27 protein-coding genes, 1 other RNA gene and 1 pseudogene are annotated in these 24,724 nt (G+C 44.1%); 20 read left to right on the forward strand and 9 right to left on the reverse strand.

The window, feature by feature from the left end; translation table 11 throughout:
- The first annotated feature begins 242 nt into the window (after nucleotides 1–242).
- Entirely contained in the window at nucleotides 243–1,889 is a 1,647-nt protein-coding gene (locus NST74_RS10365; protein WP_042126314.1) for a DEAD/DEAH box helicase, read from the forward strand.
- A 120-nt stretch (nucleotides 1,890–2,009) separates the two neighbouring features.
- Here the strand turns inward: NST74_RS10365 and NST74_RS10370 are convergent, their stop codons facing one another.
- Nucleotides 2,010–2,105, reverse strand: coding sequence for a hypothetical protein (locus NST74_RS10370; protein ID WP_042126316.1), 96 nt, complete (start codon nucleotides 2,103–2,105; stop codon nucleotides 2,010–2,012).
- Between the two features lie 186 nt (nucleotides 2,106–2,291).
- Here NST74_RS10370 and NST74_RS10375 point away from each other — a divergent pair, with 186 nt between their 5' ends.
- The 3 genes from NST74_RS10375 (at nucleotide 2,292) to NST74_RS10385 (ending at nucleotide 3,963) form a co-directional block, all read left to right on the forward strand.
- Complete coding sequence (locus NST74_RS10375) at nucleotides 2,292–3,119, forward strand: YesL family protein (protein ID WP_042126318.1); 828 nt, start codon at nucleotides 2,292–2,294, stop codon at nucleotides 3,117–3,119.
- A gap of 103 nt (nucleotides 3,120–3,222) precedes the next feature.
- Nucleotides 3,223–3,414: non-coding RNA, 6S RNA (gene ssrS / locus NST74_RS10380), on the forward strand.
- Between the two features lie 159 nt (nucleotides 3,415–3,573).
- Entirely contained in the window at nucleotides 3,574–3,963 is a 390-nt protein-coding gene (locus NST74_RS10385) for a DUF1499 domain-containing protein (protein WP_036689295.1), read from the forward strand.
- A 185-nt stretch (nucleotides 3,964–4,148) separates the two neighbouring features.
- Here NST74_RS10385 and tpx read toward each other — a convergent pair whose 3' ends face one another.
- Nucleotides 4,149–4,667, reverse strand: a complete 519-nt coding sequence (tpx, locus tag NST74_RS10390; protein ID WP_042126320.1) for a thiol peroxidase — start codon at nucleotides 4,665–4,667, stop codon at nucleotides 4,149–4,151.
- Between the two features lie 116 nt (nucleotides 4,668–4,783).
- On the opposite strand from tpx, the gene NST74_RS10395 reads away from it, so the two are divergent.
- A complete protein-coding gene (locus NST74_RS10395) occupies nucleotides 4,784–5,419 on the forward strand; it encodes a rhomboid family intramembrane serine protease (protein ID WP_042132050.1) in 636 nt (211 codons plus the stop codon).
- Between the two features lie 4 nt (nucleotides 5,420–5,423).
- Nucleotides 5,424–6,338 carry a LysR family transcriptional regulator gene (locus tag NST74_RS10400; protein ID WP_042126322.1) on the forward strand — a complete coding sequence of 305 codons (915 nt, stop codon included), beginning with the start codon at nucleotides 5,424–5,426 and terminating at the stop codon, nucleotides 6,336–6,338.
- A 37-nt stretch (nucleotides 6,339–6,375) separates the two neighbouring features.
- Here NST74_RS10400 and NST74_RS10405 read toward each other — a convergent pair whose 3' ends face one another.
- Together NST74_RS10405 and NST74_RS10410 are read right to left on the reverse strand one after the other, a co-directional pair.
- Entirely contained in the window at nucleotides 6,376–7,047 is a 672-nt protein-coding gene (locus NST74_RS10405; RefSeq protein WP_042126324.1) for a zinc metallopeptidase, read from the reverse strand.
- A 35-nt stretch (nucleotides 7,048–7,082) separates the two neighbouring features.
- Nucleotides 7,083–7,517, reverse strand: coding sequence for a MerR family transcriptional regulator (locus NST74_RS10410; RefSeq protein WP_341111892.1), 435 nt, complete (start codon nucleotides 7,515–7,517; stop codon nucleotides 7,083–7,085).
- A gap of 310 nt (nucleotides 7,518–7,827) precedes the next feature.
- On the opposite strand from NST74_RS10410, the pseudogene NST74_RS10415 reads away from it, so the two are divergent.
- Nucleotides 7,828–8,010: pseudogene (locus tag NST74_RS10415) on the forward strand (RNA polymerase subunit sigma-70); the annotation flags it as partial.
- 56 nt (nucleotides 8,011–8,066) lie between these two features.
- On the opposite strand, the gene NST74_RS29965 reads toward NST74_RS10415, so the two are convergent.
- Both NST74_RS29965 and NST74_RS10420 read right to left on the reverse strand, forming a co-directional pair.
- A complete protein-coding gene (locus tag NST74_RS29965) occupies nucleotides 8,067–8,252 on the reverse strand; it encodes a helix-turn-helix domain-containing protein (protein ID WP_445668136.1) in 186 nt (61 codons plus the stop codon).
- A gap of 42 nt (nucleotides 8,253–8,294) precedes the next feature.
- Nucleotides 8,295–8,738, reverse strand: a complete 444-nt coding sequence (locus tag NST74_RS10420) for a hypothetical protein (protein ID WP_341111893.1) — start codon at nucleotides 8,736–8,738, stop codon at nucleotides 8,295–8,297.
- A 373-nt stretch (nucleotides 8,739–9,111) separates the two neighbouring features.
- Between NST74_RS10420 and NST74_RS10425 the strand changes: the two genes are divergently transcribed.
- From NST74_RS10425 to NST74_RS10445, 5 genes are all read left to right on the forward strand, one after another.
- Nucleotides 9,112–9,495: a VOC family protein gene (locus tag NST74_RS10425; RefSeq protein ID WP_341111894.1), complete on the forward strand. Its 384-nt coding sequence runs from the start codon at nucleotides 9,112–9,114 to the stop codon at nucleotides 9,493–9,495.
- A gap of 43 nt (nucleotides 9,496–9,538) precedes the next feature.
- Nucleotides 9,539–10,186, forward strand: a complete 648-nt coding sequence (locus NST74_RS10430; RefSeq protein ID WP_341111895.1) for a sugar O-acetyltransferase — start codon at nucleotides 9,539–9,541, stop codon at nucleotides 10,184–10,186.
- Nucleotides 10,187–10,699: 513 nt separating this feature from the next.
- Nucleotides 10,700–12,094 carry an ammonium transporter gene (locus tag NST74_RS10435; RefSeq protein WP_042126336.1) on the forward strand — a complete coding sequence of 465 codons (1,395 nt, stop codon included), beginning with the start codon at nucleotides 10,700–10,702 and terminating at the stop codon, nucleotides 12,092–12,094.
- A gap of 39 nt (nucleotides 12,095–12,133) precedes the next feature.
- On the forward strand, nucleotides 12,134–13,207 hold the full coding sequence (locus tag NST74_RS10440; RefSeq protein ID WP_341115867.1) for a DUF294 nucleotidyltransferase-like domain-containing protein: 1,074 nt from the start codon (nucleotides 12,134–12,136) through the stop codon (nucleotides 13,205–13,207).
- A complete protein-coding gene (locus tag NST74_RS10445) occupies nucleotides 13,204–13,953 on the forward strand; it encodes an exonuclease domain-containing protein (RefSeq protein WP_341111896.1) in 750 nt (249 codons plus the stop codon). The genes NST74_RS10440 and NST74_RS10445 overlap by 4 nt, the downstream gene beginning before the upstream one ends.
- Here the strand turns inward: NST74_RS10445 and NST74_RS10450 are convergent.
- Nucleotides 13,935–14,411, reverse strand: a complete 477-nt coding sequence (locus NST74_RS10450; RefSeq protein ID WP_341111897.1) for a M67 family metallopeptidase — start codon at nucleotides 14,409–14,411, stop codon at nucleotides 13,935–13,937. The two genes, NST74_RS10445 and NST74_RS10450, sit on opposite strands and share 19 nt — an antisense overlap.
- Nucleotides 14,412–14,606: 195 nt before the next feature.
- On the opposite strand from NST74_RS10450, the gene NST74_RS10455 reads away from it, so the two are divergent.
- Nucleotides 14,607–15,170, forward strand: coding sequence for a TlpA family protein disulfide reductase (locus tag NST74_RS10455; RefSeq protein ID WP_341111898.1), 564 nt, complete (start codon nucleotides 14,607–14,609; stop codon nucleotides 15,168–15,170).
- A gap of 95 nt (nucleotides 15,171–15,265) precedes the next feature.
- Here NST74_RS10455 and cimA read toward each other — a convergent pair whose 3' ends face one another.
- Nucleotides 15,266–16,885: a citramalate synthase gene (gene cimA / locus NST74_RS10460; protein WP_341111899.1), complete on the reverse strand. Its 1,620-nt coding sequence runs from the start codon at nucleotides 16,883–16,885 to the stop codon at nucleotides 15,266–15,268.
- A 179-nt stretch (nucleotides 16,886–17,064) separates the two neighbouring features.
- Here cimA and NST74_RS10465 point away from each other — a divergent pair, with 179 nt between their 5' ends.
- The 3 genes from NST74_RS10465 (at nucleotide 17,065) to NST74_RS10475 (ending at nucleotide 20,370) form a co-directional block, all read left to right on the forward strand.
- Nucleotides 17,065–18,396 (forward strand): DNA polymerase IV, encoded by a 1,332-nt coding sequence (locus tag NST74_RS10465; RefSeq protein WP_375102551.1) that lies wholly within the window; start codon nucleotides 17,065–17,067, stop codon nucleotides 18,394–18,396.
- Between the two features lie 160 nt (nucleotides 18,397–18,556).
- On the forward strand, nucleotides 18,557–18,799 hold the full coding sequence (locus NST74_RS10470; protein ID WP_042126345.1) for a ferredoxin: 243 nt from the start codon (nucleotides 18,557–18,559) through the stop codon (nucleotides 18,797–18,799).
- A gap of 134 nt (nucleotides 18,800–18,933) precedes the next feature.
- Nucleotides 18,934–20,370 (forward strand): L,D-transpeptidase, encoded by a 1,437-nt coding sequence (locus NST74_RS10475; RefSeq protein WP_341111900.1) that lies wholly within the window; start codon nucleotides 18,934–18,936, stop codon nucleotides 20,368–20,370.
- Here the strand turns inward: NST74_RS10475 and NST74_RS10480 are convergent.
- A complete protein-coding gene (locus NST74_RS10480) occupies nucleotides 20,367–20,504 on the reverse strand; it encodes a hypothetical protein (protein WP_167348489.1) in 138 nt (45 codons plus the stop codon). The two genes, NST74_RS10475 and NST74_RS10480, sit on opposite strands and share 4 nt — an antisense overlap.
- 211 nt (nucleotides 20,505–20,715) lie before the next feature.
- On the opposite strand from NST74_RS10480, the gene NST74_RS10485 reads away from it, so the two are divergent.
- The 4 genes from NST74_RS10485 (at nucleotide 20,716) to NST74_RS10500 (ending at nucleotide 24,724) form a co-directional block, all read left to right on the forward strand.
- The gene (locus NST74_RS10485; RefSeq protein ID WP_042126349.1) at nucleotides 20,716–21,810 is read left to right on the forward strand and encodes a quinone-dependent dihydroorotate dehydrogenase; all 1,095 of its coding nucleotides are present in this window, start codon (nucleotides 20,716–20,718) and stop codon (nucleotides 21,808–21,810) included.
- A gap of 30 nt (nucleotides 21,811–21,840) precedes the next feature.
- Nucleotides 21,841–22,653, forward strand: a complete 813-nt coding sequence (locus tag NST74_RS10490) for a GTP pyrophosphokinase (protein ID WP_042126350.1) — start codon at nucleotides 21,841–21,843, stop codon at nucleotides 22,651–22,653.
- Entirely contained in the window at nucleotides 22,643–23,095 is a 453-nt protein-coding gene (locus NST74_RS10495) for a DUF309 domain-containing protein (RefSeq protein WP_341111902.1), read from the forward strand. The genes NST74_RS10490 and NST74_RS10495 overlap by 11 nt, the downstream gene beginning before the upstream one ends.
- A 102-nt stretch (nucleotides 23,096–23,197) precedes the next feature.
- Nucleotides 23,198–24,724 carry an RsmB/NOP family class I SAM-dependent RNA methyltransferase gene (locus NST74_RS10500; RefSeq protein WP_341111903.1) on the forward strand — a complete coding sequence of 509 codons (1,527 nt, stop codon included), beginning with the start codon at nucleotides 23,198–23,200 and terminating at the stop codon, nucleotides 24,722–24,724.

Genomic DNA, 24,724 nt, shown 5'->3' on the forward strand with positions numbered 1-24,724 from the left:
TATAATGTATAGGATATTCTTGAGTAGAACGTTACAATGGTATTTTTGCATTGCATCGGATGTAAAGCTACAGTTGCTCAGGTACAATGAAGTACCTGATGAAAGGGAGGCTTTTCGTCCCAAAAGCGCTATATCATGCAGAAAAAAGAGCATGATTGGACAGCATATAAATGTGTTTACCGCTACTTAAGAATACAGACAAGCATGTGGAATGTCCACTGTATAGAAGGAGCATGAATAATTTGAAAACATTCGCAGAATTTGGCTTGGAGCCAAGAGTGCTACAAGCAATCACAGAGTTAGGATTTGAGGAGGCAACACCGATACAGGAGCAGTCAATCCCATTGGCATTGACTGGGTCGGATCTGATCGGTCAAGCACAGACTGGTACAGGTAAGACTGCTGCTTTTGGTATCCCCCTCATTTCGAAGATTAATCGTGAAGACGAAAAAATTCTGGCACTTATTATGGCACCAACTCGTGAGTTGGCCATTCAAGTATCAGAAGAAATCGGTAAGCTAAGCCGTTTCAAGGGTCTTCGTTCGTTGGCAATTTATGGCGGACAAGATATTGGTCGCCAAATCCGTGGTCTAAAGAAGAAACCACAAATTATTATTGGTACACCGGGTCGTTTGCTTGACCATATCAACCGTAAAACCATTCGTTTGGATGATGTTCAAACTGTTGTATTGGATGAAGCAGATGAAATGCTGGATATGGGCTTTATGGAAGATATTCAGACAATCCTCAAGCTCGTTCCTGAAGAGCGTCAAACTATGTTGTTCTCGGCTACAATGCCTCCAAACATTCAACGTCTTGCACAGCAATTCTTGAACAACCCGCAACACGTCTCCGTAATTCCGAAACAAATCAGTGCTCCGCTGATTGATCAAGCATATGTTGAAGTACCTGAACGTCAAAAGTTCGAAGCACTTAGTCGTTTGATTGATATGGAATCTCCTGAGCTTGCAATCGTGTTCGGACGTACGAAACGCCGGGTTGATGAGCTTGCAGAAGCTTTGCAAAAACGTGGATACTCTGCTGATGGTTTGCATGGTGACCTGTCTCAGAACCAACGTGATGCTGTAATGCGTAAATTCCGTGATGGCAGCATTGATGTGCTGGTAGCTACTGACGTAGCGGCTCGTGGTTTGGACGTATCCGGTGTTACTCATGTAATTAACTTTGACTTGCCGCAAGATCCAGAAAGCTATGTACACCGTATCGGTCGTACTGGTCGTGCTGGTAAAGAAGGTACAGCTTGGTCTTTCGTTACTCCACGCGAAATGGATCACCTGCATTTGATCGAACGCGTTACACGTCACCGTATTACTCGCAAACCATTGCCAACAATGGCTGAGGCTATCGAAGGTAAACAACGCGTAACAGCTGAACGTTTGCTTGAGATGGTAGAGAGCGGTGAATTGAACGAGTACAAAGGTATTTCTATTCAATTGCTTGAGCAATATGATTCCGTTCAATTGCTGTCAGCTGCAATGAAGCTTCTGACTGGTGATAAGAAGGATTCCACGATTGAATTGACTCCTGAAGATCCAATCCGTGCTAAACGTCGTGGTGGTAAGAACGACATTCGCAGTGGCCGCAAACCTAATGGTGGTTATGGCGGAAACCGTGGTACTTCCGGTGGCAGCACTGGTGGATACCGTGGAAACCGCGACAACAACGGTGGCGGTAGTCGTGGTGGCTACAACAGCGGTGGCAGTAACTATGGTAGCGGCAGTGGCGGTTATGGCGGTGGCTATAAAGGCAATCGTGATAGCGCAGCTAACCGTGATGGTGGAGCGAACCGCAGTGCGGACCGTAAACCCTCTACTCGCCCAAGCAGCACAAGCACACGTCCTGCAAAACGTGAAGATTTCGATAACTAATACTTGATCTGAACCCTAGGGTGATGATTTATCAAGATACAAAGAAGACGAGATGCCGAATAGCGGTTCTCGTCTTCTTTTTGCTGTAATATTAGGGTGTTTATTGAATGATCGGCTTATTTAGACGAAAGTACGAGTGATGATAACGAGCAGGATAAACAATACGAGGATCGTACCGGTGGAAGTCCAGCCGCCGTAGCCAACAGGTGAGGACATACAATAACCTCCTTTAGATTGTGGTGATTTTGGTAATTATTATGATTACAATCCCAATATATGGACTTTGTAAACTTGTTGTATAGACGATAACCTAGAATTCAGAAAGTTGGGCTATGGAAAAGAGGAGGTCAAATGAGGTATAGTTAAGATAAGCAGTATGCAAGAGACAGAGGAGGAAGGGAATTGGAGTTTAAAGGAGCAATGGGCGGCTTATACCGCGTCACAGAATGGATTACACGTATCGCAGCAAGTAATATCTTATGGGCACTATGTTCCGCCCCGTTTTTATTTTTTGGTTTGATGAAGATACTTATGCTAGGGACAAGTTCGGGTGGAGTTAATGAACAGCTCACTTTGAACTGGGCTATGGGGATTCTAGCACCATTTACAGTATTTCCTGCTTCGGCGGCTTTATTTACCGTGGTACGTAAATGGGTTATGGGAAATACAGATGTAGGAACTTTTCGCACATATTTTCAGGGGTATAAAGAGAATTATCTAAAAAGCATGCTCGGAGGAATTATCTATACATTGATGTTCGTTATTATGTACGTCGATGTAACGGTTTACATGACACAAATGCCTAACTTTAGAATTGTTGGTATTTTGATGTTAGTGCTCATGATTATTTTGTCGGTATCCATGTTTAACTTCTTTTCTATTGTTGTTCATTATCAAATGAGCTTTAAGCAAGTAATGACTAACTCGATCTTGCTGACAATTGCACGACCAATTCGTGTGTTCTCAACTTTGATTGCAGCGGGGGTTCTTGCTTATATTGGCCTGAGATATCCAGCGCTGTACATTATCTGTATCCCGACGCTGATTGCGATGGCTGCTTTCTTTAACTTCTATGCTACCTATAATAAATTGCAATTGCAGGTGGAACAGAAGAAACTGAAGGAGCAAGAAGAGGCGGAAGCTGCGTTGAATAATCAAGAGGATGACGACGATGATGATGACGATGACTATGAAGAGAATAATGAGAATAAAGATTTAAAACGTATTTAATAATGGCAAGCATTGAGCGTTGGAAATCGTCAGTAATTTAATTCCAATGTAAAATAAAGCGCATACAGGTTTACTTTTTCGTTAAAACGCAATATAATAATAACAAATCCTGCGATGTTCGTTACGGTTGCTCGTTGTTTTGAACCAATGATAATGTCTTGGGAGATCTACACGAAGCGCAGCTGAACAGCCCTGTCTATATGACCTGGGGAATTCAAAAACGTTTTCTGCGGTCACCCACCTGCTATAGCAGGTTCAGAAGACACTGTAGCCGGACGGCATAAGCGGGTTTTCCATTGTTTAGGCCAAGCGCCTCTGTTTCCCGTGAAAGTTGGGAGCGGGCGCTTTTTTGTATGTCTGGAACAAGGAGAAAGTGAGTAATACCCTTTTGTTCCTGAGACAAGAGTGTTACACTTAGAATAATGAACTTGGGATTTGTAGAGGGGGAAGAATTTTGTCGTTAAAAAGAACCTTGGTTGGTTTATTCCGTAGTCATGATGGAACAAGCGACCGCGCAAAAGATCCGACATTAAAAACGCGTTATTACAATCTTACGAAAGACAAAGCTTGGGAGGAAGTTTCATCAACGCTGAAGAAGGTTCCTGGATTCAAGGTGCTTCATGAAGTGGAGTCAGTAGGTGAGATTACTCTGGAGAAGAGAACGGCATTTGGCCGTACACTGGATATCACTGTCTCAGTGCTTAATACCACGCCTGTACGATGTGGCGTAGATATGTATTCTGCATCTAGAGGATCGCTTGGTGATCTGGGTGCTAATTACCGCGTCATTCAGCGGTTGTATGCGTCTTTGGACAAAAAATTAGGAAAATACAAAGCGGACTAATTTTCAGAGATCCATACAAAACCTTCTTATTTAGGGATAGTATGAATGCGTTTACGCAAACGAGGGCTGCTCTGGATGTTATCGATAAATCTTTCTATTTACAAAAAAAGCGGGAGAAGGATGGACCTTCTTCCGCTTTTTTCAAAATATAAGTAAGTATTGTCGAAACTTACTGTTCTAGAGAATTAGAGCAGACTCTTCACAGCGGCTATAGCATCCTCGTATTTAGGGTGCTCAGTCATTTCACTCAAATATTCAACATAGGTGAGTGTGTTGTTCTTGTCTAGAACAAAAATAGAACGCATATCTAATCGGAATTCTTTGATTAGAACGCCATAAGCTTGTCCGAATGAGGCTGCTTTGTGATCGGATAGTGTAATTACGCGATCGATTCCTGCAGCGCCGCACCAGCGGGCCTGAGCGAATGGTAGATCCATACTTACTGTAAGGATAACTACATCGTCACCTAGCTCTGCAGCTTCGCTGTTGAACCGGCGGGTCTGTGCGTCACATACACCAGTATCAAGAGAAGGGACAACACTGATCAGCTTGATTTTACCGGCATAATCACTAAGAGACACTTCTTCCAGTAGATTCTTACTAAGAACAAAATCAGGGGCGGGATCACCAGCTGTTAGCTTGGGTCCTACGAGAGTGATGGGGTTGCTTTTGAAAGTAGCTACGCCTGTTCTTTCTTGCGTCATATCCTTGTTTTCCTCCTCGAATTGTAATATTGGCTCTTACCGCCACAATAAATTATAATCTTATTTACAGGGAGATGTCCAACGGGGCAAGATATAAATGTAAAGGGATGGGTGTAATGATATTTATTCGGTATGAAAATTGGAAGAGTTACCTGCGGTATTACCCGGTAACATGTCTTCTCATTGTGGCTAACGTGATAATGTTTATCCTCATGACGTTCAATGGAGGATCCACCAATATACAAACGCTTGTTGATTTTGGTGCTATTGTTGATGTTAGTCCATTTAAAGAGGAACTATGGCGCTATGTAGCGGCTATTTTTTTACATAATGGGTTTTCCCATCTATTCTTTAATAGCTTCGCTCTGCTGGTATTTGCACCGCCTCTGGAGCGTCTTCTTGGCTGGTGGCGATATACAATTCTTTACGTGGTAGGTGGAGTTCTTGCGAACGTTCTAACGATTGCAATCAGCAGCCGCTCAGCATTAGAGGTAGGTACGGTGTCGGTAGGTGCTTCTGGAGCGATTTACGCCGTCTATGGGGCATTTTTATACATTGCGGTTATGCAAAGGGCTATGATGGATGAAGGCTCACGAAAGACGTTATACGGATTGCTAATGATCGGGATTATTATGTCGTTTGCAACACCAAATGTAAATTGGGTTGCGCATATCGGAGGCTTGGTTTCTGGCTTTTTCCTATATGGACTTATTATTCGTATATTTAATAAAAGCCTAAGACAGGGGCGATGATGGAGTGGAGCTAAGACAGCTGCAATATTTTCTAAAGGTAGCCCAAAAAGAACATGTAACACGAGCGGCGGAGGAACTTCATGTTGCGCAGTCTGCAGTAAGCCGTCAGATTCATCAGTTAGAGCAAGAGCTTGGAGTTGACTTGTTCATGCAAAAAGGGCGTAATTTGCAGCTTACGCCGGTTGGACAGCTCTTTTGCAAGCGAGTGGATAGTATCCTTAAGGAATTGGAGCATTCAGTTAATGAGGTGCATGAATTTCTGGATCCGGAACGTGGGGAGATTCGCATTGGGTTTCCTCACAGTCTGGGCACGCATCTTATCCCGACAATCGTTGCGGAATTCCGCCAGCACTATCCTCATGTTAAGTTTCGCTTTAAGCAAGGATCTTACCCTTCTTTGATAAAGGATGTATTATCTGGTGAAGTGGATTTAACGTTTATTTCGCCTTTTCCGGAGAATGATGAGCATGTCTCTGGGGATATTGTTATGACCGAGGAGTTATTTGCAATACTTCCGCAGAATCATCATCTGGCAGGAGAGTCTGAGATCCGATTGGAACAGCTTCAAAAGGAAAAGTTTGTTCTGTTCAGTCAAGGTTATTCTCTGAGACCAATCGTTTGGCAAGCGTGCTTGCAGGCGGGATTTCAACCGCAGATTGCATTTGAAGGCGGGGAGACTGATACCATTCGCGGTCTAGTGGCGGCAGGAATGGGTGTAAGCCTTCTTCCGGAGATGGCGTTCTATCAGACCAATCCTCTCCAGCCGGCTCAGGTAAGGGTCGTGGAGCCTGCTGTGACGAGGACGGTTGGTTTGATTTACCGAACAGACAGTAAGTTGCCGCTCGTAGCACGTTCGTTTCGGACTTTTTTGATATCTTATTTTAAAGCTAGACAAAATAATACCCCGGTTGGCTCTTAGCCTTCCGGGGTTTCTTTTTTGTAAGCAGAGTTTAGTATTAGTCGCGGTTACCTAAGAAGACGGTAATCAAACGAAGCAGTTCGAGTAAGGATACTAGCGCCGCGGCAACATACGTTAACGCAGCTGCGTTTAAGACTTTAGCTACTCCGCGTTCTTCTTCGTTACGAATGTAACCTTGTTCTACCATGACTTGACGGGCCCGGTTGCTGGCGTTGAACTCAACTGGCAGTGTCACAAGCTGGAAGGCAACAGCGGCCGAGAAGAAGATAATGCCAAGGCCGACAAGATTAAAGTAACCGAATATGAAACCTGCCATAAGCATGAATGGCGCTATGCCTGATGCAAAATTAACTACTGGGAACATCCGGTGACGTAGTGTTAACATTGGATAACTTACTTTATGCTGAATGGCGTGACCCACTTCGTGACAAGCGACGGAAACTGCCGCGATAGAACTTTCATAATATACAGGTTCTGATAAACGTACAACTCTGTGAATCGGATCATAATGGTCGGAAAGCGTACCTCTTACAGGCTCAATCGGTACATCATGAAGCCCGTTCGCATCGAGCATACGTCTTGCAGCTTCGTATCCTGTCAGACCGTTTAAATTGGCGACCTTGGACCACTTGCTGAATGTTCCTTTAACTCTGAACTGGGCCCATAATGAAAAAATAAAGGCAATAATTACTAATAGATACATAAACATATCTGCATTCCTCCACTGTATTGTAAATATGGTATTTACATTGGCGGTCCTTGCGTAAGCAATAGAAGCCGAATCGCCTCCATGCAGGCTACTCCTTGAGGGAGTAAGTTAGAGAGCGCGCGTCTGGCCTGTCCCGGCTTCAGACCGCTAATGATTGGTTCAAGTGCCTTTACTTCACGTTCTAGCCGCTGCATATGCTGCTCGAGCTCGACTAATTTATCAGATACGTCAGTTTCAGGAGTTGCCTCGTTCCATTTGCTCATCATGGACTTGATTTCTTCCAATGAATACTTGTCATGCTTTAATTGATTAATACGTTCTAAGGTGACCAAGGTTTCATGACTGTATAGTCGGTAATTTTTGGTGCTTCTGGACTCTGGGGAGATTAACCCCAGTTTTGTGTAATAATCAATGGTACGCTCACTGATGTGAGCAGCCTTAGCTAATTCTCCGATTCGATATAGAATCATATCCCCATGCTACCTCGCCTCACTAATCGAATTCGACTGCCCGTAAAGAGTAGTCGTCTCCTGTATTGGTGGTTACTATTATGCTATCTATAATGATAACAAACTGGAAACCATACAGTCAAACGTCATGCTTTCATAAAGTATATGCAATAAAGAGAAGTAAATTCATGAAAGTGATGTGTTGTTTATATACAATACACTCAAACTCCCCGTGATATCAAATTTGGAGTGATAAGTCTAAAGAAGACGCGTAAGGACGTATCCTAACATGATCCGATCCGAACGGATAAAAGTGTAATGAGATAACGCTCGCGAGAAGGAAGTCATCGTAGGTTGCTTCGGGTTGGCATGTGTGGTGAGGAGCACACCCCAGGGGGATAATGAAAAGGAGCTTGGGATTTCGCGGAGTTATGTGTCGCGGATTCAGAAGCAGGTGCTCATGAAGCTGTATCCTGAGTTTTATAGGGCGAAGCGCAGCTATGATGGTGGGTGATCATATACAAGGTTTCTTATAATATTGCCGGTGTTGTGAAGAGGCAATACGAGCGGTTATGAATGGGAGGGTGTTCGAACTTTTTTTCGGTAATTCTGAGGCGTCAAACCGGTCTTATTACGAAAAATAGATGAAAAATAGCTCGCACTTTGAAATCCGCAATTCATCGCTATTTCACTAATCGACCGATTAGTACTCACAACATTTACTCCTGTAAACAGACCCGGCGGTAGCGATGTCATCTAGGGTCACTCTAAGGTCAAAGTTATGACGAATAAATCCCGTCATTTCCAAACGGCAATCCGTGACTGGTCATCATTTATCTGCCCGGGAACCCGCTGTATATGATCTCCGACGTCTGCACAAAGAGAGGCAGCCAGTGAAAGAAGATGTAGTGGCTTGCAAGGAGTGCTGTTCATTTCTTCATAAATCAGATGTAAGGAATGCAGAATTTCCTTTCCCCACGTGCTTTGCGAAGTAATCATAATATAGTCTTCAGTATCAGAATCAAATTTCTCTTCCCAATATACTTTGCCTACATATGTGTTTATTCCGAGTAGTGAAGGGTGGACAGCAACGACAATGAATGTACAATCCAATTTATTGGTGGAAAAACCGTAATGCATACGCTTGCTATTAACGGATATTCCGTAACCTCGTTCAATTAAAACAATTTCTCCATTTACAAAATACTCCATCTCCCCATCTAGCACTAAAATAAATTCCAAGTCCTGATGCCAATGGAATGCTGCTGGTCTGCGCTTATTGTTGTATTCCGAAATCGATAAACTCCACGACGATTGGAGGAATATTTGTTGCTGGAGGGGAATCCAGATTTGGATTTTGGTGTGACACGATTGTAATGTGGGGCATCATATTACCGCTGGGATACATGAGTGCATTTGTGTGGCAACTCTCCCCTCTAACGATATTTATTATCCTCAATTTAGACGAGGTTATTAAAGCTCCGATTGCCTTAATACGTTATCTTAAATATAAATGGCTTAACAATATTACGAGGGACCTCATAATGGAGTAAGTGTCGATGAAGATTCTAATTTACAGAAAAAGAAAGATTAATAAAAACGAAAGGAGATTTTTATGAAAATTGAACATATTGCTATGTATGTACAAGATTTAGAAAGCTGTAGACAATTTTATAGCAAATTTTTTAATGCTAAGTCAAATAGTCAATACCATAATCCCAAAACTGGATTAAGGACCTATTTCCTCACGTTTGAGGGTGGCGCAAGAATGGAGATTATGAGTAGACCGGATATGGTAGAAGGCGTTCATGATCTATTGCGGACGGGCTTAACTCATTTAGCTTTTAGCTTAGGCAGTAGGGAACAAGTAGATCTGCTAACCAAGCAATTGGCGGAAGCGGGGTTTAGAACGTTAAGCGGGCCGCGGACCACTGGTGACGGATATTATGAAAGCTGTATAATTGGGCCAGAGAACATTCAAATTGAACTTACTGTCTAATAATGAATTCTTGATTACATGTAGCTCAAGAAAACTAAAAGAGGTGAAGAATTTGACAGAAGAAGAGCGAATATTCAAAGGGATATTATACAATCCAGGAAACGCAGAACTAAAGCGTAAAAAGCTTCTCGCCCACAATTTGAGTAGTCAATATAGTCGGACATTTGAGGATCAGACAGAGGAACGGGAGGAGATATTGTCACGCTTACTTGATAGCATGGGTGAGCATTGTTTTATCCAGGGTCCTGTGTTTTTTCATTATGGTGTGCATACGAAAATTGGTAATCATTTTTTTGGAAACTATAATCTTACAGTCCAGGATGATGCACAGGTTACGATAGGTGATCATGTTAGTTTTGGGCCTAATGTAACCATCGTTACACCTGTTCACCCATTCGTCGCCTCCGAGCGTAGACAAATGCTTGATCAAAATAGTAATGCTGCGGTATTATGCTACGCTAAACCTGTTAGCATTGGTAACGATGTTTGGCTCTCGGCCAATGTAACTGTATGTGGAGGGGTTACAATTGGTGATCGATGCGTAATAGGTGCAGGTAGTGTCGTGACTCAGGATATCCCAGAAGATTCTTTTGCAGCAGGTGTACCGTGTAAAGTAATCCGTAAAATAACTAACTTGGATAGCATGCGACATAAACCGGACATACTCTCAGATTGCCGTATAATTGAGTAGAGAAGAAATGTAGCAGAATCCATTTGCTTTCTAAAATGTTCATTCAGAGGGCACCCGCGAGGGTGTCCTCTGTTTGTGTACGCCTTGTGGTACCTTCTATTGATTGAAACCCTCAAAAGGGGCGAACCCAAGCTTAGACAAGAACAAAGGTGTCGACTCGTGAGATTGAATCAATGGAAACAGAGGCAAATGCGCGGATCGAGGTACACGAACTAAATTCAAGATCTAAATATTACATCGTATGTCATGTTTATATAGAGAAATGGAGAAGAAATTCAATAAAAAGGTAATATCAGGGGGTGTATTCACGTAGTTATTTCAATGATTATGTGGCTGTATGGGTCTAAAATACTGAGATAGTCCAAGCGTACTATGGAGATTTTGTGTGCTTGATGAAAATAAATTAAAAACATTCCCAAAAATAGTCTTGTCAATTTACCTGACTTCTGATTATAATGACATTAAGAGTTTCACGCTTTGTTAGAAAATATAACATTGGGGAGTGGGGTAAAAATGAAAAAGAAATGGTTGATGATGTTACTGGCCATGATTACACTGATGGTTTATCCGGTAAGTGCTTTTGCGGCAGACGGTCCGACAAACGCAGATTTGCAAATCGGGTTGGACACTGCGTTCACCTTCCTGGCATTCATTTTAGTTTTCTTTATGCAAGCGGGGTTTGCAATGCTTGAAGCAGGTTCAGTTCGGATGAAGAATGCAGGTCACGTAGCCGGTAAGACGGTACTGACACTGGCCATTGCGAGTCTTTGCTTCTGGGCTGTTGGTTTTGGTCTTGGCTTCGGTAACGGTAACGGCTTCTTCGGAACTACAGGCTTCTTGTATGGCGGAGATTCAACAGCATCTTCATTTGAATCACTTGCATTTTCTGATGTTACTTTAAATGTTAAATTCTTGTTCCAAATGGCCTTTGCAGCGGTTTCCTTAGCTATCGTATCTGGAGGTATGGCAGAACGTGCAAAGATTAGTGTGTACATTATATTCGGAATTTTATTCTCAATCGTAATTTATCCTGTCGTAGCGCACTGGGTATGGGGTGGCGGTTGGTTGGCTGAGCTGGGAATGCAAGATTATGCGGGTTCCACGGTTGTCCATCTTACAGGTGCAACTGCAGCGGTAGTAGCGACCATATTGCTTAAGCCACGACTTGGCAAGTTCAATAAAGATGGTAAACCGGTCATTATTCCAGGTCATAACCAAGTATTCACTGTACTAGGTGTGATTATCCTCTGGTTTGGTTGGTTCGGGTTCAATCCAGGTAGTGCTTTGTCCCCGATGGGAGGTTTCTTTGGTCACGTAGCATTAACTACGAATATCGCAGCAGCAGCAGGCGGATTGGCAGCTTTGATTGCTTCTTGGTTGTATTTTGGTAAATCTGATATTCCTGCAATGCTGAATGGTGTTCTAGCTGCGCTGGTTGCAATTACTGGAGCATGCGCTTATGTTGAACCATGGGCAGCAATTATTATTGGATTGGTAGCAGGTGCGTTCACATTCATGACTTCCCAATGGCTGGAACGTGCAGGGCTTGACGATCCGATCTATGCTTTCTCTGTACATGGTATTGCGGGAATGTGGGGGGCGGTTTCCACAGGTCTATTCGCTGTACCGGAGCTGATTACTAAAGGCGGCTTGGTAGGGGAAGCTGGATTGTTCTACGGTGGCGGGTTCCACCAACTGGGTGTTCAAGTACTGGGGGTAGTTGGAACTTTTGCTTTCGTAGCTGTACTTTCTTTCATCATCTTGTATGTAATGAAGGTAACGATCGGACTTCGTGTTACGGAAGAAGAAGAATTGATGGGTCTGGATATCAGTGAGCATGGTACTTACGGATACCCTGAACAAATGAAATTAATCGCTGAATCGGAATCCAAAACCCTTAAACAATAATATTAATCCTCAGACAGGGAGGCGGACCGTGTGGCTTCGATGGAGTTAACAGATGAGTATAATGATGAAAGCTTTAGGACCATCGTCTTAGCCGGTTCGCCACAGGAGCTTAAGGAGAGGCGAATTGCTTGCCAAAGTATTCTTCTTGAACAGTTAAATGTGATTCCAATTGAGGAATGGATGTTTCGTGTGAATACGATGCATGATCTTGTTGCACAGACTGCGGTACTCATATGTGAGGCGCAAATGAAAGAGGCGGGCTATGGCCCGCCTCCCTGTGCTTATTCCTTTATTGTGTTTGGCAGTAGTGGGAGGCAGGAGGCTACGCTTTGGAGTGATCAGGATAATGGACTGATCGTTGACGGTGAGCCGGATGGTGAGAAGAATAGATATTTTGAATTTTTTGGAACGATATTATCCGATCTGCTTGAAGAGGTAGGATATGAGAAATGTGCAGGGAAGGTCATGTGTTCCCAAGGGATGTGGCGGAAGACCTTATCTGAATGGATGGAGCAATTGAAGGAATGGAGAACTCAATTGGAATGGGAGCCTATCCGGTATCTTATCATTTCATCAGATATGCGCCATGTTGCAGGAAGTGCTGAGTTATCAGCGCTGTGGCAAGAGGCTTTTTATGAAGGCTTTGTTGACAACGAAAAGTTGTCCGTTGCCGTTCTTCGTAATACAGTCCGCCATAAAGCGACTTTGAATCTGCTGGGACAGGTGTTGACAGAGCGCTTTGGTGATTATGCAGGTGGATTTGATATTAAGTATGGGGTCTATATTCCATTAGTAAATATTGTTAGACGATTGTCATTATTGCATGGAATTAAAGCTAACTCGACCTTAGAGCGAATTGAAGCCCTTGATAAGCTTCACAAGTATCAACATTTGGATAATATTCGGCGAGCTTTCTTGCTGGCGATGCGGATGCGAGTGAACACACCATTTAGTGTCCAGGATGGACTGTTAATCAGCAGTGATTATGTTGCTGAAAGTGAACTGAAGAATAAGCAGCTGTTGTCTGAGCTGCGAGAAAGTCTGCTGCTTGTTAGACGTCTTCATCGGGCGTTGCAGCGTCAGCTCCGCTCAGCGGAAAGGTGGCGAACATGAGGGAGCCGAACAAAAATGGGGGATTTTGGAATAACCTGAGACAAGGCGGAATGCCGTCGGCGATCGCTTCGATGAAAGGTGGAGAAACGGCTCATCAGACTGCACAGCAAATGGCCTATATCCGATCACTCATGCGTGAAAAGCGTCGTCCTGAGGTGTTGCGTACCCCGCTGTCAGAACTTGAGACTGTTATATTTGACTTAGAGACGACGGGATTCTCTCATCAGCATGGGGATGAAATTATGTCGTTTGGTGCAATTAAGGTTGTTGGAGAGAATATTAAGGAAGATGAATGCTTTTATACCTTGGTGAATTGTCAGACGACTATTCCAGATGATATTACGAGGTTAACAGGGATAACGGAAGAAATGACTGGGTCCGCCCCCTCCTTAATAGATGGTCTTCACAATTTTATGTCCTTTGTCGGGCAAAATGTGCTGGTGGCACATGCAAGCTCTCATGATAAAGCTTTTCTTAATGCTGCGTTATGGAAAACTTCTAAAGTTCAGCTTACACACCGGGTGCTGGATACGATGATGCTTGCACGTTGGCTCGAGCCGCAGCGTAGCAACTATACACTCGACGAGCTATTATATGTCCATGAAATTCCGATTCGTGGACGTCACAATGCATTAGAAGATGCCAAAATGACAGCCCAACTGTGGGTGGCTTATCTTCGAGAAATTTCGGAGCGAGGTCAAGTAGATACTTTAGGTGATTTATATGCTTATTTGAGTAGAACGTGAAGCGGGGCTTGAGTTAATTCAGGGACAGGTGTTCCTTGTTCATTTGAATACCGCTCAATATAAAATCCATTCAGAATTGGAGAGCAACCATCTTTAGTTCTGGGAGAACCGATAAGGTAGATTTTAAATTCAGGCCCTAGTGCTGCTAATCCTTTATAATCAGCGAGCGAGGGTATTGGTTCTGAATTTGGATGGGAATGAAATAAACCGATGAGTGTCGGCTCATTGTAAAGGACATGAATCCACTCTTCAGGGTGGGGAGTAAATGTGTGCAGCGGGTCTGGCGCTACGTTGCGCATAGGTACGTAAGTATCGATGAGCATGCCACCCGCTGCGGCAGCACCCAGCAGGACTCCGCATGCTTCATGCGGATAACTGGACAGCAGGTGCTTCCCCAGCGCTTGCTGTACGGAATGTTTCAGTCTTATAGGCTGAATATTTCCCTGTAATGTTGCCATTTGTTCACCCCTCTCTCTTCATTAGGGTTTCGTCGCTGACGGAACCCTCTTTTTTGTATGAAAATATGTGTACAAGTTTCTTGCTATACAAAAATTTTTATATTTCTTTTTCTCTAAAAAATGGATGGTTTGAAATTGAAGTTAATGAGGGTACAATAGTAGAAAACTATTCCATTTGAAAAGGAACAGATCCCAATGAAAGCAGTAAATAAATTAAATATCACGATAGTGATTCTTATTGTATGCGTAGCAGGGTTTGCGGTGTGGCATAATCGTGAGCCGAAGGCTGTCGCTGTTTTTGAACAGCAAGATGAGCCACCGATGAAAATTGGGCCTAGGGCTGGACTGCTCGCGCCTACATTTTCACTCCAAGGAACGGACGGAACTATCTATGCTGTTAACGGTCCGCGTGAGAAGGCGGTCCTCGTTAACTTCTGGGCATCCTGGTGTGATCCCTGCAAGCAGGAAGCTCCTGAGCTTAATGCCATGGCGGAAAAGTATAAGGATGTTCTAGATATTTACGGTATTAATGTGAGCAGTCAGGATTATAAACCTAATGCAGAACGTTTTATCAAGAAATACGGTCTTGTGTTCCCGGTTATGTTTGATGTGAAAGATGAGGTATATAGCAAATATAACGGAGCTGTATTTCCAACCAACGTGCTTATTGACAAGAATGGAGTCATCTCAGAAATTATTTTGGGCATTCTTAGTCCGGAAGAGCTGGAGAAGAAAATAATCAAGCTTACCGAATCATAAAGGATCTGCACCTAGAATTATAAAAGGCCCCCTTCATTACAGTTGGACTGTTGAAGGGGGTTCTTCGTCATATGAATGCTTATAAACGATATGAATTAATGATTTACCAGACCTCTAGGTTCACTACTTGCAGAATTTTCATTGTCCAGCGAGAGTTGATTCAGAAGTGCGTAACGCATACTGTCAACAAGTGCTTCCCAGCTTGCTTCAATGACGTTACTGGAGACGCCAACCGTACTCCAAGTGTCTGTGAAGTTCTTAGATTCAATCAATACCCGTACCTTCGCCGCAGTCTGATCCTGTTCATCTATTACACGGACTTTATAGTCGGATAGATGCATATCTTTCAACTGCGGGAAGTAAGTCTGCAGCGCTTTACGAAGAGCGTTGTCGAGTGCGTTGACCGGACCGTTACCTTCAGCAGCGGTATAGAGGTTCTCATTGCCCACTTTCAATTTCACGAAGGCTTCAGAGACTACGGGATGCTCTGCGGTTTTTTCGACTAACATCTTGAAGGATTCAAAAGTGAAGGTTTCGTTCATCTCACCGGTAGCTTCCCGAAGAAGAAGCTCCAGTGACGCATCGGCACCTTCAAATTGATAACCTTGATGTTCCATCGTTTTGATCTTTTCGATCACCCGGCGAGCTTGCTCACTGCTTGGGTCCAGATTTAAACCCATATCCTGCGCTTTGGAGAGCACGTTGCTCTGTCCAGCCAGTTCAGAGACCAGGACGCGTTGCTTGTTGCCGACAAGCTCAGGAGCGATGTGCTCATAGGTCCGTGAATCGCGCATGATGGCGGAGACATGGATTCCACCTTTGTGTGCGAAGGCTGCATTTCCAACGTATGGCTGGTTTACCGGCATATTAACATTGGCTACTTCACTGATGTAGCGTGCTGTGTTCGTTAACTGTGGTAATGAATCACCAGGAATACAGTGGTATCCCATTTTGAGCTGAAGGGTAGGGATGATAGAACATAGATTGGCATTGCCGCAACGTTCACCGTACCCATTGATGGTGCCTTGAACTTGCCGTGCTCCAGCTCCGATGGCGCTAAGGGTATTAGCTACCGCCAACTCACAGTCATTGTGAGTGTGAATTCCGAAATTCGCTCCTGGGAGTTGTTGACTCAGAGTTGTAACGGTCTCATGAATTTCAAATGGTAATGTTCCACCGTTGGTATCGCACATCACAAGCCAATCTGCTCCGGCTTCCCGGGCTTTGGACAGAACGGCTGCTGCATATTCAGGGTTGTTCTTGTACCCGTCAAAGAAATGCTCGGCATCAAAAATCACTTCAAGGCCTTGGCGTTTCAAGTAGGATATGGAGTCGCCAATCATGGCGAGATTCTCCTCAAGTGTAGTTTGTAATGCAGTGTGTACATGAAAATCCCAAGATTTTCCGACGAGTGTAGCAGCAGGAACCCCTGCATCAATCATACGTTTTAAATTGTCATCGTGTTCGGCCAAGGAATTCTTCCGCCGAGTGCTGCCGAACGCTGTAATTTTAGCGTTCAAATGAAGCTCCTTGACTCTTTTAAAAAATTCAATGTCTTTATTGTTGCTTCCCGGGATGCCACCTTCAATATAGTGCACACCCAGATCATCGAGCTTCTTGGCAATCTTCAGCTTGTCGTCAGCCGACAGACTGATACCTTCACCTTGGGTGCCGTCGCGTAATGTTGTATCGAAGATGGAGATGGACTTAGACATGAGTGTCCTCCTAAAAGTTTTGTAAGCTTCGTCTTCCGGATTCACTTCGTGCAAAACTCACATCGGAAGCATTGGCAAGGGAAATGAATTTATATATTATAGCATTTTTACGCGGGAATGTAACAAAGAACTTTACAGCTACTAAAGTTGACCTAACCGCAGCGGAGAGGTATTCTAAATTGGACAATAGAGACCCTGAGGATAAGAAGGTAGATATTGTGCAGAATGTTGATCAGTATTATCCAACGAGTGGCAGGGTCATCCTGCATGTGGATATGAATGCTTTTTATTGCTCGGTGCATGAGGCAGAGGACCCGGACCAATTCAGAGGTAAGGCTACTGCAGTTGCAGGTAGTGTTGAATTACGGAAAGGGATCATTGTTACTTGTTCGTATGTCGCCCGCAGATTGGGGATCTCGACGGGTATGCAGGTACAAAAGGCACTTCGGATTTGTCCATCGCTTATCGTTATTAAGCCGGACTTCCATTTATACCGGAAATATTCTAATGCTTTTATGCAGATTGCCTATAGCTATACACCTTTATTGGAAGCAGTGTCGATAGATGAATGTTACTTAGATATCACGGGCTCCAGGCAATTCGGTACTCCTATGGAAATTGCGGAAACTATCCAACGACGTATAATGGAAGAATTGGGTTTGCCGTGCTCTATTGGTATTGCCCCAAATAAGCTGCTGGCGAAGATGGCCTCCGATTTAAAAAAACCAAATGGGATATCGGTACTGCGGCTTCGCGATGTTCCTAAGATTTTATGGGACAAGCCATGTAATGAAATGTTCGGTATAGGTGGAAAAACAGCAGAAAAGCTTCGAAAGCTGGGTATTTACAGTATTGGTCAATTAGCAGCAGCTGATGAGAAAATGCTGGTTGAGAATTTTGGAGTTATGGGCTCATGGCTAAAGCGTGCAGGGAACGGCATCGATCATGGGATAGTAAATCCTGAGCGAGAGCAAAGTAAGTCGATCGGACACACCACCACACTGCCGCGGGATGTCGTTGGCCTTGCTGAGGTACGACCCATTTTGCTGAATTTAAGTGATCAGGTAGCCCGGCGCTTGCGTAAGCAGGGGCTTGTTGCTTCGGGTGTTCAGCTTACCATTCGAACGCCAGATATGAAGACAATTACTCGCTCGCGTCAGCTTGAGGCACCTTCAGAGAGTGGTGAAGATATCTACAAGTCTGTTTGTGATCTCTATGTTCGACATTGGAATGGTGAGAAGCCAGTTCGACTGCTTGGTGTGACATTGCAAGGATTGATCGCTAAAGAGGAATCTGCAATTCAACTGGATTTGTTCGATTACGAACGTCAGCCAAAGAAAGAATCACTGACCAAGGCGATGGATATGCTGCGCAATAAATTTGGTGAAAATGCAGTTTTGACCGCCGGGATGTTAAGCGATGCTCATTCAGCAAGACTTCGTAATCATAAAGAACGTGGTACCTCGCTGCAAAAGGATAACCTGCTATCTGTTGAGCCGGATAATGAGTGACAAGAACGTTCTTTGACGTGTCAAAATATATGCCGTAGATTGCGTCAGAAATGCAAACGTATTGAAAATCAATTGAAATTGTATTCTTTTTATATTAATATGAGAAAAATAAGACGCTGGTTCAACAGCGCAGTATTGCTCAACGGGAGGCAGAGAAAAAATGGCTAAGTACACTTGGGTCGAAAAAGACACTTGTATCGCTTGCGGTGCATGTGGCGCGACGGCTCCTGATATTTTTGATTACGATGATGAAGGTTTGGCGGAAGTTATTTATGAAAATGACGGAAACCACGGTGTGACAGCGATTCCGGATGATTTGTTTGATGATCTCCAAGATTCCTGTGACGGTTGCCCAACCGACTCCATTAAAATTGCGGACGAACCTTTTAACAAAGAAGGTTAATTACTCGATAAAGAGTAACGTACGACACAACATAAAGACATCTCCTTTGAACTTTTTGTTCAGCTAGGGATGTCTTTTTTGCTATGTCTGACCGATATTAATAAGGTAGGAATTATAAATACTCGGAGGTTCCGATGAAGAACTCACAGCACCTCAAAGCATATGTACAGATGCACCCGGATAACAAGATGGCATGGTACTTGCTGGGGAAGGAATACTATAAGAATGGTCAACAAGGAAAAGCCAACTATTGCTTCAATCAGGCTGGTGAAGTGTATGAGGCTTTCGAGCATAGTAAGGTACCTGCTGAAATGCTGCGCGAATACGAAGATGGATTGCTGCAGGTGAGTCGCCAGCGTGAGCGCGGTCAACAAAGATTGAGATACATATCATTGGTGCTAATGCTTCTTATATTGTTAATGGTACCTTCAGCAGTGGCTCCGGGTATTGGTGTTACAGGAGATCATGAAGTGCTTCAAGATGCGTCTGTTTCAGAAGTCAAAGATCTGCCTGATCAAAAAGACGCTGTCCAAGAGCTTGTTATCAAGGCGGGAAAAATGATGTATACGGCGCAAGAGAATAAAGGCGCGGCTTCGCAAGGAAAAGTAATGGCGAAAATGCTAATCCGTAAAGAACCTTTTCAAGCTGCTGCATTAGGGATGGAGCGAGAGGGCAAATGGCTGCTATGGAAAGAAAAGCTTCCACTAAATTTCACGCTGCAAAAGAATGGAAAGGGACGGATGGTGTATCAGTCTTACGATCCTAAGGCATGTGCATGTGAGCCGCCTGAGCAAGGTGAGCTTGCCAAGGATGCAGCAGAGTGGCAGAGTGACCAAGAGGAAATTGCCACACTATGGAGTGCAATGCGGTCTTATCAGAATGATAAAGGTAAGCTTCCTGCTACTTTATCGGAATTAACAGGAACTTTTCCTGAGAACTGGATTGGTGGGACGACAACCGTCATGCAGCGGGAATTCGACCCTCTTAAAGCGGTAGCTAAGACTAAGGTGACACAGGGAGCGACAGAAGCCACTGCGGAGCCTTCAAGCTCAACTAACGAGGGTGTAAGGAGTATACCGACAGCATTAAGTGAAAGTGGAAGTGTTGCGAGTGATATTCCTTTTTTTGATCAGCCGCTAAGAGTCATTGTAGATAAACAAAACCACCGATTGGCCGTTGTCAGCGGTTCTATTATTTTACGGAATTATGCAGTAGGGCTTGGCGGAGATAAGACACCGGAGGGTGAATTCTTCATTACAGATAAAGTAGTGAATCCGAATGGACGAGATGATGGGGATTTTGGTAGCAGAGGGCTTCAGCTTTCAGATAGTAATTATGCGATTCATGGCACGAATGAGCCTGACAGTGTCGGCAAGGATGAATCACTTGGATGTATTCGTATGGGGCGAGAAGATGTGGAGGAGCTATTCGCGCTGATTCCTAAAGGTACAAAAGTAGTGATTAGTAAAGGGGTTCTGCCTGAAAAGCAGATTGTGCCGGCTAAACGCTTCAGCTCTACTGCTAAGCATGATCAGACCAACCCCCACAAAGTATACCACTGGCTGAATTAGTTTCCTGCAACGATAAACAGAACGATGATTAGAAGAATTAGTAAAGTTAAACTGACGCCAATCCACATTAGCGCTTTACGGTTAACTTCTTCTTTCTTTTGCTGCAAAGTTGGTGGTTTACGTTTAGTTGACATACTGGGCATACCTTCTTTCTCTCTTAATCGCTGAATACACCTATATTGTAATGCGTTTACAAGAAAATTACTATACTCAGCGTCATGTACTCTACATACTCGCACTGTAAAATACTTTTCTTTTGTTCAAGAAAAGGCTAAAATTAAGAAGAAACCTACAGAAACGGGTAGACACGTGGATTTGTGAAGTACCCCTTAAGGAGCGAGAACGGTGTTGTATCGTAATTTTGGTAAACCAATTTTCTTTAAGATTGATCCCGAGAAGGCTCACCATCTCGTCATAGGTGGATTGGATAAATCGTCATCAGTGCCAGGCGGAAGCGCTGCGCTGCGTTTAATGTACGGAGTTCCTGAAACGGCGGATTTAGCCGTTGATCTGTTCGGCCAGCATTTTCCGACCCCGGTTGGACTTGCAGCAGGCTTGGATAAAAATGCCGAAGCGGTAGTTGGATTCTCTTCGATCGGGTTCGGATTTATGGAAGTGGGCACGGTTACCCCTAAGGGTCAACCGGGTAATGATAGCCCGCGTTTGTTCCGTCTTCCTTCGGATGAAGCGCTGATTAATCGAATGGGATTTAATAACGAAGGAGCTGATGCTATGGCACAGCGCCTGAAGAAATTAAAGAATCGGAGAATTCCGATAGCAGTTAATATTGGCCGGAATAAGATAACTAGTAATGAAGCGGCTCATGAAGACTATCGTCAATGCATCCGTACGCTTTATCCGTACGGTGATTTTTTTGTGGTCAATATCAGCTCGCCGAATACACCTGGTCTGCGCAGTCTCCAGCATGGCAGTGAATTAGCGTTCCTGTTAGCACAAGTGAAGGAAGAGATGGAGATTCAGCGTAAAGCCACCGGTATTACTAAAAGTTTGTTGGTTAAGATAGCACCAGACGTAAGTGACGAAGAGCTTGAATATATGGTTCAGACACTGACAGAAGCTGGTATGGATGGTATTATTGCTACGAATACTACATTGAACCGTGATGGACTTAGTCATGAAAAGGCTAATGAGACGGGGGGCTTAAGCGGTAAGCCGCTACGCGACCGCTCAACGGAGATCATTCGCAGTATTTATCGCCAGACGGAAGGGAAGATGCCGATTATTGGATCAGGCGGCATTTTCACCAGTCAGGATGCGTATGACAAGATAAGAGCAGGTGCGAGTCTGGTAGAAATTTATACAGCTCTCATCTACGAAGGACCGGAGGTTAACCGCAAATTGCATGCCGGATTACGGCAGCTCTTACGGCGGGATGGATTCAGTCATATCTCTGAAGCAGTGGGCGCTGATCATCACTGAAGGAGACGAAAGGACAGGAGGACGAAGGCGATGGACGGCAGGGACTGGGGAACTTTTTTGCTTCCATATGAACAGACTGTGGAAGAATTGAAAGTTAAATTCAAAACAATGCGTTCGGAGTTGAAGAAAAGAGAGGAATACACGCCGATAGAATTCGTAACTGGTCGTGTAAAGCGGCTGTCAAGCATTCTGGAAAAGGCTAAACGGCTGAATGTGAAGATGGAAGATCTGGAGACGGGGATTGAAGATATTGCAGGAATTCGGATCATGTGCCAATTCGTGGAGGATATCCGCAGAGTGGCCGAATATATCCGGGCCCGTAAGGATCTTGAAGTACTCTATGAGAAGGATTACATCACTAATTATAAAGAGAGCGGCTACCGCAGCTTCCATATGATTATTAAATATCCTGTGCAGACAGCGCTTGGCCAGAAAATTGTGCTCGCGGAGATCCAAATTCGTACGCTAGCTATGAATTTCTGGGCAACCATAGAGCATTCCCTGAATTATAAATATCGGGAAAGTCTACCCGATGAAATGCGTGTTCGACTAAAAACAGCAGCTGAAGCAGCATCGATCCTCGACAGCGAAATGTCCAGTATTCGGGAAGAGATTCTGGAAGCACAGAAGACATTCGAGGAAAATTCGAATATGACCACTCAGATTCTCAAGGCCATTCATCAATTGTATTTCTATCATTTGGTGAATGAAGCAATAGATACGCAGGCTCGCTTTAACGAAATATGGCAGGTTCAGGATATGGAAGCAATGAAGGAGCTTCTGGATCATGTACGGGGACTTCTTTCCGCAGCTAAAAAGGATAGTTTACCGGATGGCTTATGAACCATTGTACTTGGAATACCTAGTGTACTTTAATCGTGACAGGGATTATTTTGAATGTCACGAGGTGCTCGAAGAACTGTGGCTTGCCCAGGACCGAAATCCTTTGTACAAAGCACTTCTCCAAGTAGCGGTAGGGTTATACCATTTTCGCAATCAGAATGTTCGAGGTGCAGCTATTATGCTGAGTGGTGCTTCTTCCAAACTGGAAGAATATCCAGCGGTGACACTCGGTATTAATCTGGCGAAACTCGTGGAAGAAGTGAAAGATTATGTTCGACGCTTAGCATCATATGATGAGCGGCCATTTTCTTATTACGATCTAACCATAGAGATTATTGATCCAAGTCTAGCCGACCAAGTGGAGACTGCAGCTGTAGCTATCACACCGAATAACCCTCAACGACGTGGTCCTCAGAGACCGACATCCTTTCATCGTAAGTAAAAGATCCTCTATATATGAGTATTGTATAAGGGACACCCGTAAGGGTGTTCCTTGAATCTTTAAACACCTAAATTTTTGCAATACTATCAGGAGGACGGCATCATGGCGGCACAATTGCCTAGTTCTTTCAGCGAACGTATGATGGACATGCTGGGAACAGATTATAATCAATTTGCGGATTCTTATAAGGAAACTCCTTACGGAGGCGTCCGTGTTAACACATTGAAAATTTCCGTGGAGAGTTTAAAAGCTCTTTCTACTTTAGGATTGGAACCTATTCCTTGGTGTCCGACTGGATTTTATACAGAGAATGGGGCTAGACCAGGCAAACATCCTCACTACCACGCAGGATTGTATTACATTCAAGAGCCAAGTGCGATGGCACCTGTAGAATTACTTAATGTAGAGCCGGGTGATCGTGTACTTGATTTATGTGCCGCACCTGGGGGGAAATCTACTCAGATTTCGGCCAAGCTGTTAGGGGAAGGATTGCTGGTTAGTAATGATCTTCATCCGGAACGGACTAAAGCCCTAGCCAAAAATCTGGAGCTGTATGGAGTGCGTAATGGTGTTGTACTGAACGAAAGCCCAGATCATATCGCGGCTGCATTTCCATTATTTTTTGACAAAATCTTGATTGATGCTCCCTGCTCTGGTGAAGGGATGTTCCGTAAAGATGAAGACATGGTGAAGCAGTGGGATTCAGGTACACCTGCCAAATATGCTTCCATGCAGCGGGATATTTTACGTTCTGCTGCAACAGCATTGGCACCGGGAGGTACACTTGTCTATTCCACCTGTACCTTTGCCACAGAAGAAAATGAGGAAATTATAGCGGAGTTTATTTCTGAACATCCACAGTTCTCAGTGGTAACGGTAGGTGGTACTGGCTCATTCGCTCCTGGTTACGGAGAACTCTCAGGAACAGCAAGACTGTGGCCGCATAAGGTGAAAGGCGAAGGACATTTCATGGCTGTATTGCAACATGGGGGAACTAAGCGCTCAATGGAGGAACGTGATCACTTAGAGGTCAAGTTAAACGAATCTGCAAGAGCAAGAACTACTACTCCCAAAAATGCAGCACATGTTAAATCATCCAATAAATCAGAAGGAAGACGGGGGAAAGAAGGGAAACCCTCTCACAAAGCTACTGGTGGCGCTGACCGTGGTCGGCAAGTTTCAGGTGACGAGCAGGCTCTGGCTGCGTATGGGAGTTTTGTACGAGATCAGCTTGGCTGGGAACCCCAAGGATATCCTGTTCTGTTCGGGGATCATTTGTACATTTCTCCGCTTCCTAAGGAAAGACTAAATGGATTAAAGACGATTCGTCCGGGATGGTATGTAGGACAAATCCGTAACGGCAGATTTATTCCAGGTCATCCGATGGCTACAGCTTTACATCCGGGAGAAAGCTGCCGAAGTGTCTCACTCTCCAGTACGAATCATGAAGCTATTTCCTATCTTAAAGGAGAGACGTTGTCGATTGCTCAAGAACGTCTCTCTATTAGAATAGGAAGTGCCCAAAAAGGATACGTTCTGGTCTGCATTGACGGTTATAGCGCAGGCTGGGGGAAATGGCAGGATGGCATACTCAAGAACGAATATCCCGCAGGCTGGAGGTGGATGTAA

The sequence above is a fragment of the Paenibacillus sp. FSL F4-0125 genome (assembly GCF_038008565.1).
Lineage (GTDB): Bacteria > Bacillota > Bacilli > Paenibacillales > Paenibacillaceae > Paenibacillus_AQ.

Bases quoted from the DNA above. Each gene is read 5' to 3' on its own strand.
- NST74_RS10370 (WP_042126316.1), bottom strand. From the start codon at position 2,105: ATGTCCTCACCTGTTGGCTACGGCGGCTGGACTTCCACCGGTACGATC.
- tpx (WP_042126320.1), bottom strand. From the start codon at position 4,667: ATGACGCAAGAAAGAACAGGCGTAGCTACTTTCAAAAGCAACCCCATC.
- NST74_RS10395 (WP_042132050.1), top strand. From the start codon at position 4,784: ATGATATTTATTCGGTATGAAAATTGGAAGAGTTACCTGCGGTATTAC.
- NST74_RS10405 (WP_042126324.1), bottom strand. From the start codon at position 7,047: ATGTTTATGTATCTATTAGTAATTATTGCCTTTATTTTTTCATTATGG.
- NST74_RS10410 (WP_341111892.1), bottom strand. From the start codon at position 7,517: ATGATTCTATATCGAATCGGAGAATTAGCTAAGGCTGCTCACATCAGT.
- NST74_RS29965 (WP_445668136.1), bottom strand. From the start codon at position 8,252: ATGACATCGCTACCGCCGGGTCTGTTTACAGGAGTAAATGTTGTGAGT.
- NST74_RS10425 (WP_341111894.1), top strand. From the start codon at position 9,112: ATGAAAATTGAACATATTGCTATGTATGTACAAGATTTAGAAAGCTGT.
- NST74_RS10435 (WP_042126336.1), top strand. From the start codon at position 10,700: ATGAAAAAGAAATGGTTGATGATGTTACTGGCCATGATTACACTGATG.
- NST74_RS10440 (WP_341115867.1), top strand. From the start codon at position 12,134: ATGGAGTTAACAGATGAGTATAATGATGAAAGCTTTAGGACCATCGTC.
- NST74_RS10445 (WP_341111896.1), top strand. From the start codon at position 13,204: ATGAGGGAGCCGAACAAAAATGGGGGATTTTGGAATAACCTGAGACAA.
- NST74_RS10450 (WP_341111897.1), bottom strand. From the start codon at position 14,411: ATGGCAACATTACAGGGAAATATTCAGCCTATAAGACTGAAACATTCC.
- NST74_RS10455 (WP_341111898.1), top strand. From the start codon at position 14,607: ATGAAAGCAGTAAATAAATTAAATATCACGATAGTGATTCTTATTGTA.
- cimA (WP_341111899.1), bottom strand. From the start codon at position 16,885: ATGTCTAAGTCCATCTCCATCTTCGATACAACATTACGCGACGGCACC.
- NST74_RS10470 (WP_042126345.1), top strand. From the start codon at position 18,557: ATGGCTAAGTACACTTGGGTCGAAAAAGACACTTGTATCGCTTGCGGT.
- NST74_RS10475 (WP_341111900.1), top strand. From the start codon at position 18,934: ATGAAGAACTCACAGCACCTCAAAGCATATGTACAGATGCACCCGGAT.
- NST74_RS10480 (WP_167348489.1), bottom strand. From the start codon at position 20,504: ATGTCAACTAAACGTAAACCACCAACTTTGCAGCAAAAGAAAGAAGAA.
- NST74_RS10490 (WP_042126350.1), top strand. From the start codon at position 21,841: ATGGACGGCAGGGACTGGGGAACTTTTTTGCTTCCATATGAACAGACT.
- NST74_RS10495 (WP_341111902.1), top strand. From the start codon at position 22,643: ATGGCTTATGAACCATTGTACTTGGAATACCTAGTGTACTTTAATCGT.
- NST74_RS10500 (WP_341111903.1), top strand. From the start codon at position 23,198: ATGGCGGCACAATTGCCTAGTTCTTTCAGCGAACGTATGATGGACATG.